Here is an 11,902-nt window from a genome sequence, read left to right on the forward strand (position 1 = left end):
CTTCGACCAATGTGGTAACCCCCAACACGAATAAAACGGCGGCATTCAATCCAAACACGACCTTGAGTACAACCATACGCATGGTTCCATTTGCAGGGGCCAGAACGATTACAGTGCATTTCAATACACTGACGGTAGGCGGACGGATTGTGAACAACAACACCGAAATCACGTCCACCCAAAGCGTACAGTTGAAGGAAGGGAAAAGCTATACACTAAAAATACAGTTTAAAAAGGGTCCCGGAATCAATGTGTTGGAGAAAGATATGAATCTTACGCAAAACGGGTGTACGGCTCAGGATAAGAAAGACCTGGCCCAATTAATATGGGCGGACGGGAATCTGAAAAGCACAGGTTCATCTAATTATGTATGGGGAACTTCCACTGAGTATGGCTACTATTATACATTTTATAGTACTTACACTGGAAATACAAGTCAAAATAATACTGACCCATGTACCAAACTTAATGCCTCAACTTATGGTACAGGGTGGCGTACGCCGTCACAAAACGAACTAACTAAACTGTCTCGATGTACAAATAAAGTAATGACAAATAAAGGGATGTGGTTTATGGCCTCTAGTCCTAAAGGGCTTTTTTTATCAGCAGCGGGGCGATCACCTTCCAACCTAGGAAGTACGACCCCACCGCTTCCTTCTGGAAATTGGGTAGATACATATGCTAATTATTGGACCTCGGACCCATATGGAAATGCAGATGGATATGCCTTAGCGTTCGAAACGAATGACTGTTCTGTTATACTACGATCACGTAAATTTGGATGTTCTGTCCGTTGCGTAAAAGGCAACCGAAAATAATATTCACTTTTAAAAAGATAAATCATGAAAACCGAACTCAAAGGCTGGCTTGCGGACAATACCGTGACCACTGACAACAAAGAAGACAAAATCCTGGTATTGGAAAGCGCCGGAAACCTGACGCTATCCGATGTACTGGATGAAATGAAGAAAGAAGATACCGGCTTGCGGGCAGAGACTTTAAAGCATGCCGTCGATCTTTTTCAGCGCACAGTATCGGAATTGGTACTGAACGGATACTCTGTCAATACGGGGCTTTTTCGTGCCGTACCACAGTTTCGCGGCGTGATAGATGGTGGAGTATGGAATCCCGAGAAAAATTCTATCTATGTTTCCTTCAACCAGGATAAGGATTTACGTGAAGCTATCGCACGGACCGGCGTAAAAATTCTGGGAGCCAAAGGTGACCCGGCCTACTTCATCGGCGGTGAAGACGCTGCCACCCGTGCCACGGATGGTAGTGCAACTGCCGGACGTAACTATCGCCTGCAAGGAAAGAATATTAAAGTAACAGGTACAGACTCTGCAGTGGGTATCGTATTGATTGATGAGAAAGGCACGGAAACGAAGTTGCCGATGGATATGATCGCTGTAAACAACCCTTCGGAAGTGTTGGTGTTACTTCCGGCCGACTTAAAAGACGGAGTCTATGAATTACGACTGACTACCCAGTTTTCAACCGGTAATAAGTTGCTGAAAGTACCTCGTACGGTGATACGTAGCCTGGTTATTGGTCTTCCTTCGGGAGGAGATGGTGATATTGTAGATGATCCTACAGCCTGATTCCTGAGGAAGAGGTTTTCCTTACTCGGGGAAACCTTGCTTCCCGGTGGAGGGAAACTATCGTTCCTTGGCTTAGGAAAGAGGATTGTGCAAAAACTCCGCCCTGCACCACTTCACATAAAAGATGAAGCAATGCAGGGCGGAGTTTCTGTATGGGATAGGGTGCCCTTCGTCAGGCTTTATCGTTTTCGTGGCAATGGCAATGTTCGCCCAGCACCCGGTGAGGCAGTGTGCCGTGTCCCAGCAGCTCGATCGGGCAGTTGAAGTTCCGTTCCAGCCATTCGGTGTTGACGCTTGCGGCCGGATGATAGTCCAGTGTTTCGTTCACGCAGGCGATGTTCTTCACCTGTTGCAGCACCGTCCCGATGTCGTGGCTGACAAGGATGATGGCGCAGTCGCGGTTGATCTCGGCCAGCAGCTGGTAGAGGCGGGCTTCGAAGCGCTTGTCGATGTAGGTGCTCGGTTCGTCGAGAATAAGCAGTTGCGGGTCGCTGATGATGGCGCGTCCCAGCAGGGCACGTTGCAGTTGTCCGCCGCTCAGCTGCCCGATAGCGCGGTGTTCCAGTCCCTCGAGTCCCATGAGGAGGATGACTTGACGGGCTTTCTCACGCTGATGGTCGTCGAAGCGGCCGGTCAGCGATTTCTTTGAACTCAGTCCCGACAGGATCACTTCCAGAACCGAGATGGGGAAGGAGCGGTCGATCGAGCTGTACTGCGGCAGATAGCCCGTCGTGAGCGGTTCGTGATGCTTGACGATCTCTCCTCCCGTGGGGCGGAGCAGTCCCAGGATGCACTTGATGAGGGTGGTCTTACCCCCACCGTTGGGACCGATGATGCCGAGAAAGTCACGCTCGTAGACTTCCAGGTTGACATCGTGGAGCACAGTGCGTCCGTCGTAGGCGGCCGAAAGGCCCCGGATGGAGAGGAGTGAGGCAGAAGCTGTTCCTTCCGTATGCTTGTGGCTGTTTCTTTCTTTATCCATAGGTTGGTTGGGGATTGGGAGTTCACCACGGATTACACAGATTAACACAGATTGATATTCTGTCTTGTTGGTTCTGGGATAAAAAGGTCTGTGTTAATCCGTGTAATCCGTGTAATCCGTGGTGAACTCTTATTCATGACTATTCTGTGGTGAATCCGCTGAGGCTCTTCGCTACGTTCAGCATCTCCTCCTCCCAGTCGTACGAAAGCGGATTGATGGGTACCACCCGTGTTCCGGTCTGCCGGGCAATGATTTCAGCGTTGCGGCGGTCGAATTCCGGCTGCACGAAGATGATCCGTACCCCTTCTTTGCGGCAGAGATCCATCAGCCCTTTCAAGTGGGCGGGTGAGGGTTCCTTACCCCCTTCCTCGATGCTGATCTGGTGTAACCCGTAGTCGCGTGCAAAGTAAGAGAGGGCCGGGTGGTAGATGATAAAGGCACGGTCGGCTCCGGGTGCCGACAACGTCCGGCGGATCAGGCTGTCCGTCTGCTCGATGCGTTGGCAGAGCGAGTCGTAGCGGGCTTTGTAATACGCCTCGTTCTCCTTGTCGAGCACGGTGAGCGCCTTGAACGTATTTCCGGCTATGATCAGTGCGTTGGCTGCCGAGTTCCAGATATGCGGCTCCACGCCCTCTTCGTGGCGGTGGTCACCGTGATCGAAGGCGGATTCAAAGATCAGGTCTACCCCTTTCGAAGTGTCGAACACCTGGATGTGGGGCGTATTGTTCATCAGCCGGTCCATCCACGAACGTTCGAAGCCGATGTATCCGATGCGCAGGTACGCCTCGCTCTCGCCCAGCGACACCAGTTGCTGCGGGGTGGGGTCGTATGTTTCGGGGCTGCTGCCTTTGGGCACCATGCTGCGTACAGTGAATTTGTCTCCGGCGATGGCTTCGGTGAAATACCGTTGCGGCTCCATGGTGACGGTGATGATCCGTTCGCCGGTACTATCCTTTCCGCGCCCGGAACAGGCGGAAAGGAGGAGCAGAAAAAGAAAAGCGAAGACGGCCGCACCTCCCGTTCCTCTCCCCGGGAAGGGGAAGGCGGGGGCGACTGTCGGCTGTTGTATTCGGTTGGTTTTCATAATGGTTATCCTTGTTATCGTTTTAGCTCACCACAGAGGACGCAGAGGGCACAGAGTTTTAATCTCTTGCTTCTAAGATATGAAAGAGAAAATGCTCTCTGTGTCCTCCGTGGTGAGAGGTATCTTCTTTGCCCTCAATATTTCCCTTTTGCCGCCCGGAGGGCCCGGAAGCCGCTCTACGGTGAATCCGGCCGCCTGCAGCATCCTCCGTACCACTCCTTTGGCGCAATACGTAGTCAGTATTCCGTCCTTTTCCATCATAACGTACAGGCGGTCGAATAGTTCTTGCGTCCACATCTCCGGCTGCTTCTCCGGTGCGAAAGCGTCGAAGTAGATAAGGGAGAATAGCGGTGAATGATCAGCGATGGACGGTGAATGATCAGCTATCGGTGACGGACACTCCATGCTTGTGAAGTCTCCCTGTATCTTCCTCAGGGTGAAATGTGGAGTGATCCGCACGTCTTCTCCCCAGGGCGCCGTATGGAGAGCCTTCATCCATTGCGCAGCCTGTTCGTCGCCGTTCGCCCGCCGTTCCCCGTTAGTATACCCGAGCTTCTCCACCGTTTCCCACGGCAGGGGATAGAGCTCGATGCCTGTATAGTGTACCTGCCTGCCCGACTTTTCGGCTTCGATCAGTGTGAGCAGTGCGTTCAGCCCCGTTCCGAACCCTATCTCGAGGATGCGGGGCGAGGGGGCGGCGGAAGTCTTCAGCCCCATGTCGATGAAGATATGCGAGGACTCCGTCAGGGCCCCTTTTACGGAATGATAGTGCTCGTCCAGTTCGGGAACGAAGAGAGTGGCACTTCCGTCGGCAGTATATTCAATGATTCTTTCCATCTTTCAGTTCTTTACATAACCAGGTTCAGGGCTTCCTGCATCGCTTTCAGCAGGATGATGTAACGTATCAGTTTTCCGGCAAACATCGAAGCGGTGGTCAGCCACACGTTGCTCCGCATGAATCCTAAGGCCATCGATATCACCTCACCGATGGCCGGCAGGAAGGCAAAGAAAGCCATCAGGGCGCCTTTCCCCCGGAGGAAACGCTGCATCTTGTCTATCTTCTCCTTCTTGACCTTGAAGTATTTCTCAATCCAGTCTACTCTGCCCAGGCGCCCCATGTAATAGCACGTCATCCCTCCGGCTGTGTTCCCTAACGAAGCGGAAATGAGGCAGAGAGCAGGGTCGAGCCCTAATTTCACCAGCCCTAACAGTACGATCTCCGAACTGAATGGGACGATGCTTCCGGCCAGCAGCGCCGAAATGAACAGGCCGGGATAACCCCAGTCAATGAGTATCTGTGAAACGGTTTCTATAAAAGCGTCCATATGTTAAAGCAGAATAAAGCGATGAGGGCAACCATCGAACCGATGAAAAAGAGGTTGGACATCCGGTTGCCGGTCAGTACGAACAAGTGTCCCACCAGAATGCTGACACCAATCAGCAGCAGCGAAAGCAGATCCATGCTCAGGGTGGGTTGCAGCACGATGAACAGGAAGATGCAGAAGTTGAGGAAAATAAGAAAATGCAGATAAGCGCGCGTCCGTATCTTATCCTCGTATCCTGCCACGATGCAATGCACCGAGCTGACCACATACAGGATGAACAGATAACCCAGCGTGACGATTTCCCATAATTGAAAGTCGCGGCTGAAGTCGATGGGCCGGAAGCTGATCAGGTTGACGAACGGCTGATAGAAAAGCGTCATTTCGTTGTGGAAGAACGCATGTCCCAGTAAGAACCAGTAAGGAACGCTCCAGCCTATCATTGCCCCACAGAAGCTGCGGAACGTGAGCGCCTGGAAGTTGGATGCCCCCAACAGCCAGATGGGGATGAAGTACGTCAGTTGCGGAAACACGATGCTGCCCGCGCTCAGAAAGACGAACGAATGGAACAAATATCCGGCAGGCCGGGGGGCCTGATAGCTCTTGAACAGCAAATAAAGTGAGATGAGAAAGGCTACGGCGGCAATGTCGCCCGCATAAAGCAGGTGCATGCCGGGACAGGCCGTGGTGAACAGAAAGTAAAGCGATGTCTGCACAGATGCCCTCATGCGGATGATAGTAAACGTATTGTTCAGCTCTATCAGGAAATAACCGATGCCGGCAAAGAGAAGGAAGCTGATAATGCGGTTGGCCCATGCGGGTACACTTACGATATTCCACAGAGAGTAGGCGGACTCTTTCGCCTCCAGTCCGGGCAGTAGAAAGGAGGTCAGCACCCAGCAGGCAATACACGTAAAGATAACGACAGGCAGTGTGAATCTGCCCGCCGTTATCCGGCCTTGTAGTCTTTGGTTTCTCATTATAAATCGAAGCCGATGTCGCGGCGATAGTTTTTGTCCTTAAAGTCAATCATGTCGGCCACCTTGTAGCATTGTGCCAATGCCCCGGCCTTGTCGTTGCCGTAAGAGCAGATGGCGAGCACACGTCCGCCACTGGTCACCACCTGGCCGTCCTTCATGGCTGTTCCGGCGTGGAACAGGATGCTGTCCGTTGCCCGGGCTGTTTCCAGTCCGCTGATGGCGTACCCTTTCCGGTAGGCTTCGGGGTATCCTCCGCTGACCATCATCACGCAAGTGGCCGTGCGCGGGTCGATGACGAGTGACCGGGTGTCGAGGTTACCTTCGGCCACGCCTTCCAGCAACTCTACCAGGTCGCTTTGTATACGCAGCATCACGCTTTCCGTTTCGGGATCACCCATGCGGACGTTGTATTCAATCACCATCGGTTCGCCTTTTACGTTGATCAGTCCCAGGAAGATGAAGCCTTTGTAGACGATGCATTCGGCTTTCAGTCCGTTGACGGTCGGTTCGATGATGCGGGTGCGCACCTTCTCCATAAACACCTCGTCGGCAAACGGGACGGGGGTCACGCTGCCCATACCGCCGGTATTGAGTCCTTTGTCTCCTTCACCGATGCGTTTGTAGTCTTTGGCTACAGGTAACACCTTATAATGGTCGCCGTCCGTCAGCACAAATACGGAGCACTCGATGCCGCTCAGGAACTCTTCGATGACCACCGTTGCCGAGGCATTGCCGAACATACCGCCGAGCATCTCTTTCAGCTCTTTTTGAGCCTCTTCCAAGGTAGGCAGGATCAGCACGCCTTTACCGGCGCAAAGTCCGTCTGCTTTCAGCACGTAGGGGGCTTCGAGTGTTTCGAGGAATGCCAGTCCTTCGTTCAGTGTATCGGCCGTTACGCTCCGGTAGCGGGCTGTCGGTATGTGGTGGCGCTGCATGAATTCCTTGGCAAACTCTTTGCTGCCTTCCAGCTTGGCTCCTTCCTTCGACGGGCCGATGACGGCAATCTCTTTCAGGCAGGGATTGTTTTGGAAACGGTCGTAGATACCTCCTACCAGTGGGTCTTCCGGGCCTACTACAATCATGTCGATGTTCTCTTCAAGAGCGAATGCTCCTAAAGAGTCGAAATCGGTTGCTTTGATGTTTACGTTTTCGCCTACTTCGGCGGTTCCGGCATTGCCGGGCGCGATGAACAGCTTTTCTACTTTCGGGCTTTGGGCGATCTTCCATGCCAGGGCGTGTTCGCGGCCGCCCGAACCTAACAGTAATATCTTCATGTCTTTTGAGGATTTATATCTTTATAAATAGTCTTCGAAATAACGGGTTATCTTTTCATGCAGATGCACACGGTCGCGTCCCGACACATTGTGCTTGTGGCACGGATAGATGAAGAGGTCCGGATACGTACGGGCATCGATGCAGGCTTTCATGAACGAAAGGGTGTGTTGCGGCACGCAAGTATCGTCATGGTCGTCATGGATAATCATCAGGTGTCCCTTCAGGTTACCCGCCAGGTTTTTCAGGTTGCACTCCTTGTATCCTTTCGGGTTGCTTTGCGGAGTGTCCATGTAGCGTTCGCCGTACATCACTTCGTAATATCCCCAGTCGATGACCGGACCGCCGGCTACACCTACTTTAAAAATCTCGGGATAGCGGAGGAGGAGGGCGGTAGTCATGTGTCCGCCAAAACTCCAGCCGTGTACTCCGATGCGGTTTCCGTCGACGTAAGGGAGGCTTTTCAGGAATTCGGCTCCTTTCACCTGGTCTCTTCCTTCTTCGATGCCCAGATGGCGGAAAGTGACGTTCTCAAAATCGAGTCCGCGGTTGTCGCTTCCGCGTCCGTCCACGGTAAACAGGATGTAACCTTTGTTGGCCATGTAAATGTCCCAGCCGCGTGCGCCATTCTGCCAACCATTGGTGACCATTTGTGCATGGGGACCGCCGTATACATAGACGATGGCCGGATATTTCTTGTTCGGGTCGAAGTCTGCCGGCTTGATCAGGCGGTAATACAGGTCTGTTTTGCCGTCTGCCGCTTTGATGGTACCGGTTTCGATGCTTGGCATCTTATAACCTGCAAAGGGATCGGCTGCCGTGAGCAGGTTGACACTTTTACCGCTCTGTACGTCAAGGATATTGATGCTGCGCGGAACGCTTGGAGAACTGTACTGGTCAATCAGGTAGCGTCCCGAAGGGCTTAGTTTGCCGCTGTGCACACCTTCGCTACTGCCCAGAGGAGTGCGTGCTCCGGTTTTTATATCCACGCGGAACAGGTTGCTCTGCAAGGGCGAGAACTCCGTGCTTGCTATGATAATCTCCTTCTTCTTGGCATCGAAGCCCAGCACCTCCTTAACCAGCCATTCGCCTTCGGTCAACTGGCGGAGTTGCTTGCCGCTTGTGTCGTACAGGTAGAGGTGGCTGAAGCCGTCTTTCTGACTCTGGTAGATAAACTTACTGCTGTCCCAAGGTAAGAAAATAATCGGGTCTTGAGGTTCTACATACTTTTCGTTTTCCTCTTCAAAGAGAGTAGCCATCAGGTCGCCTGTCTCGGCGTTATACTGGCAGAGCTTAGCGTGATTTTGGTCGCGGTTCAGTTCGATCAGGTAGAGGCTCTTTTCATCCGGTGCCCAACTGATATTGGTAAAATAGCGGTCGGTCGGGTCTCCGGCATTGAGATAGATGCTTTTCCCGGTAGCAGGGTTATAGATGCCGACTTTCACCTGGTGGCTGGTCATTCCCGCCATCGGGTAACGGATGTTGTTGACTTCGGCAATAGGAGTGGTGATGTCGACCAAAGGATATTGGGCTACCATGCTTTCGTCCATGCGGTAGAAAGCGAGCAGATTGCCCGAAGGACTCCAGAAAGTTCCTTTTTTGATTCCAAATTCGTTACGATGGACAGACTGACCACATACGATGCCTTGTGGTTCGTTGGTTACGGCTTTGTCGTCTACATAAAGATTATTGCCGATGGTATAGGCCACATGCCCCGTTTCAGGCTGATAATCTCTGTTGACACCTTCTTTGGGCACTGGGCGTGTACTGGTAATCTCGCGGTAGTCGAAATCGTAAACGATGTATTTGTCCGGCAGGCTGATCAGCATCAGGCTTTTCTTCGGCCATGGGAAACTGACGTTGTAGAAGTGTTGCAATTTACCGTGTTTGCCGGCTTCCAACGTCCTGTTTACGATGTTACGGGTGGTTAGTGGTGTTTCCTTCCCGTTTTTGGGATTTATCATGAACACTGCCTCTATTTCCGGTTTGATACACTCATCGCCCCACCATTGCAGGCCGGACAGATTCTCTGCAAAACGATAGGTGGCTCCGCCCGGGATCAGATCTTCCAAGGTCGGCGTTTTCGGTTCCTGTGCCATAACGTTTGGTATTAGTAAAGATAAGAGCATTACTAATAAAGCATTCTTTGGTTTACTGTTGGTTTTCATGATTTGCTTTATCATTATTTAGATCCTTTGATTTGTACTCTGCCCAAGTTCGTCGTTCTTGACTGGATGACAGCGCTTATCCGGGCAAGAACGATGTGCTCAGGTACGAAGGGCCGGATGGCAGCCGATTCATCCATTTACAGGCTTCTGTCGGGAAATAGCTTAGTCTTCCTGAGGTTTTTCGATTCTTGGTTCACGATTCCCTTTAAATTCTCTCGGTTTTCTGTCTCCGTATCCCGAACTACGTTCTTCACGCGGTCTTCTTTCTCCTCTGAATCCGCCTTCTTCCCGACGTGGCTTGAATTCTCTTCTCTCTCTTGGAGCACGTTCGCTGTTTTCATCACCACCTTCCTGACTCTTGAATTCCTTATATTTACCGTCGAAAATCTGATATTTACGGAATTCACACTCCAAAGGACCATTGAATAACGGGGTTTTTATACTTGGCTTCAGACCGATCTGATCGAAGCATTCTTCACGGTAAGATAGTATCCATGCGTCGTTTCCGACAAAAGCATGTTTGAGTCGCTCACCGATCATATTATACAGTCCCAGAAGGTCGTTGGTGGAAATACGTTCTCCGTAAGGGGGATTGGTTATGATAATCGACTTTTCAGCCGGTTGTTCAAATTGCTGGAATGGTTGCAATTTCAGGATAATGTCTTTCGATACTCCTGCTGCCTTCACATTATGAGTTGCTATCTCATTGGCTTTCGGGTTATTGTCGTAACCATATATCTTATGGGTGAACTCGCGTTCCTGGCTGTCATCGTTGTATATCCGGTCGAACAGATCCTGATTGAAATCTCCCCATTTTTCAAAAGCAAATTCTTTTCGGAACACTCCCGGGGCAATATTACGCGCAATTAAAGCTGCCTCGATAGGAATAGTACCCGAACCACACATTGGGTCAATCAGGTCACATTCGCCTTTCCATCCAGTCATTAAAATCATACCGGCTGCCAGAACCTCATTCAGTGGAGCTTCTACAGCTTCCTGGCGATAACCTCTCCGGTGAAGTGATTCACCCGAAGAGTCGAGCGAGAGGGTACAGGTGGTCTGTGCAATGTGGATGTTCAGCAGTACATCCGGCTTGCTGATGCGTACAGAAGGACGCTTTCCATTCAATTCACGGAAATAGTCGACAATGGCATCTTTTACTTTGTAAGAGACGAACTTGGAATGACGGAATTCATCGCTGAATACTACTGCGTCAACGGCAAAAGTTTTGTCTACATCCAATATCTCTTCCCAGTGAATGGCTTTGATCTGTTCGTAAACGGCATCAGCGTCTTTTGCGGTGAAGTGCTTGATGGGTTTTAAAATACGAATTGCAGTACGCAGGCAGAAGTTTGCTTTGTACATCATCTCTTTGTCACCGGTAAAAGAGACCATACGGCGTCCTATTTGTACGTCGTTTGCTCCAAGTGTTGTCAATTCCTCTGCCAGTATCTCTTCCAGTCCCTGAAAGGTTTTGGCAATCATTTCAAATTGTTCGCTCATAAAATGGATAACATGCCAGTGTGCTAATGCTGCGGTTATGTACCGTGCGACCGGCGTTTTAATGTTGTTAATTAAATTATTTTTTTGCTTTTGTCTGTACAATTCTTGCTCCTGCCGGTATGTTTTCGGTGACCCAGATGTTACCGCCTACGGTGGCATCACGTCCGATGGTAATTCGTCCTAGGATGGTGGCATTGGAGTAGACAATCACATTGTCTTCCAGAATCGGGTGGCGTGGAATACCTTTAATCGGTTTGCCGTCGGCATCCAGGGGAAAACTTCTTGCACCCAGTGTCACTCCCTGATAGATCTTCACGTTATTGCCAATGATACTTGTGGCTCCGATCACCACGCCGGTACCGTGGTCAATTGTGAAATGTGTGCCGATTCTTGCACCCGGATGTATATCGATTCCGGTTTCACTGTGTGCCATTTCGGTAATGATACGCGGAATTAGCGGTACTCCTAATTCCAGGAGTTCGTGCGCGATGCGATAGTTGCTGATTGCTTTAATGGCGGGATAGCAGAAGATCACTTCACCGAAACTTTGTGCGGCAGGGTCGCCATTGTAGGCTGCTCCCACATCTGTGGCCAAAACACGACGCAGATGGGGTAGTTTACTGATGAACTTAGCTGCCAGACGGGCGGCTTCTTCACGTTTTGACTCGGTGCATTCATTGCATTGGCCACCGTTACCAAAACACAGTCCGGCAAGAATTTGCTCTGTGAGCAGATTGAACAACTTTTCTACATTGACACCGATATGGTAGTTGATAGTTCGGCTGTTGACTGTTGAATTTCCGTAATATCCCGGGAAGAGAATGGAGCGCGCTAATTCGATAACATCGCACAATACCCGTGGCGAGGGCAATGGCTCACCGTCTTTATGTTGGTGAAACAGTCCTTTGTATGATTCGCTTTCCGATAGCTCATCGACTGTTTGTGTCAGGATGTGAGTGAAGTTCAGTGGACTCATTATGAGACTATTCT

11 protein-coding genes are annotated in these 11,902 nt (G+C 50.9%); 2 read left to right on the forward strand and 9 right to left on the reverse strand.

The features are described 5' to 3' along the window. Positions 1 to 818, forward strand: an 818-nt coding sequence (locus FDF36_RS12380; RefSeq protein WP_475647109.1) for a fibrobacter succinogenes major paralogous domain-containing protein, incomplete at its 5' end; no start/stop codon positions are given. 24 nt (positions 819 to 842) lie between these two features. Further along, the gene (locus tag FDF36_RS12385; RefSeq protein ID WP_005797005.1) at positions 843 to 1,601 is read left to right on the forward strand and encodes a DNA-binding domain-containing protein; all 759 of its coding nucleotides are present in this window, start codon (positions 843 to 845) and stop codon (positions 1,599 to 1,601) included. Between the two features lie 172 nt (positions 1,602 to 1,773). On the opposite strand, the gene FDF36_RS12390 is transcribed toward FDF36_RS12385, so the two are convergent. The 9 genes from FDF36_RS12390 to FDF36_RS12430 all read right to left on the reverse strand — a co-directional run bounded on the left by FDF36_RS12390 (position 1,774) and on the right by FDF36_RS12430 (position 11,888). After that, positions 1,774 to 2,583, reverse strand: coding sequence for a metal ABC transporter ATP-binding protein (locus FDF36_RS12390; RefSeq protein WP_220391527.1), 810 nt, complete (start codon positions 2,581 to 2,583; stop codon positions 1,774 to 1,776). Positions 2,584 to 2,722: 139 nt separating this feature from the next. After that, positions 2,723 to 3,667 (reverse strand): metal ABC transporter solute-binding protein, Zn/Mn family, encoded by a 945-nt coding sequence (locus tag FDF36_RS12395; protein ID WP_259281434.1) that lies wholly within the window; start codon positions 3,665 to 3,667, stop codon positions 2,723 to 2,725. Between the two features lie 72 nt (positions 3,668 to 3,739). Further along, positions 3,740 to 4,504 carry a tRNA (5-methylaminomethyl-2-thiouridine)(34)-methyltransferase MnmC2 gene (gene mnmC2, locus FDF36_RS12400; protein ID WP_220391528.1) on the reverse strand — a complete coding sequence of 255 codons (765 nt, stop codon included), beginning with the start codon at positions 4,502 to 4,504 and terminating at the stop codon, positions 3,740 to 3,742. Between the two features lie 11 nt (positions 4,505 to 4,515). Beyond that, entirely contained in the window at positions 4,516 to 4,992 is a 477-nt protein-coding gene (locus FDF36_RS12405) for a YqaA family protein (RefSeq protein WP_005779653.1), read from the reverse strand. Beyond that, entirely contained in the window at positions 4,977 to 5,969 is a 993-nt protein-coding gene (locus tag FDF36_RS12410; RefSeq protein ID WP_220391529.1) for a hypothetical protein, read from the reverse strand. The genes FDF36_RS12405 and FDF36_RS12410 overlap by 16 nt, the downstream gene beginning before the upstream one ends. Next, positions 5,969 to 7,243 (reverse strand): phosphoribosylamine--glycine ligase, encoded by a 1,275-nt coding sequence (purD, locus tag FDF36_RS12415; protein WP_220391530.1) that lies wholly within the window; start codon positions 7,241 to 7,243, stop codon positions 5,969 to 5,971. The genes FDF36_RS12410 and purD overlap by 1 nt, the downstream gene beginning before the upstream one ends. A 21-nt stretch (positions 7,244 to 7,264) precedes the next feature. Further along, the gene (locus FDF36_RS12420; RefSeq protein ID WP_220391698.1) at positions 7,265 to 9,409 is read right to left on the reverse strand and encodes a S9 family peptidase; all 2,145 of its coding nucleotides are present in this window, start codon (positions 9,407 to 9,409) and stop codon (positions 7,265 to 7,267) included. Positions 9,410 to 9,571: 162 nt separating this feature from the next. After that, positions 9,572 to 10,912: a THUMP domain-containing class I SAM-dependent RNA methyltransferase gene (locus FDF36_RS12425; RefSeq protein WP_220391531.1), complete on the reverse strand. Its 1,341-nt coding sequence runs from the start codon at positions 10,910 to 10,912 to the stop codon at positions 9,572 to 9,574. Positions 10,913 to 10,988: 76 nt separating this feature from the next. Further along, on the reverse strand, positions 10,989 to 11,888 hold the full coding sequence (locus FDF36_RS12430; protein WP_220391532.1) for a serine O-acetyltransferase: 900 nt from the start codon (positions 11,886 to 11,888) through the stop codon (positions 10,989 to 10,991). Positions 11,889 to 11,902 lie beyond the last annotated feature (14 nt).

It is taken from the genome of Bacteroides fragilis (assembly GCF_019583405.1).
Lineage (GTDB): Bacteria > Bacteroidota > Bacteroidia > Bacteroidales > Bacteroidaceae > Bacteroides > Bacteroides fragilis_B.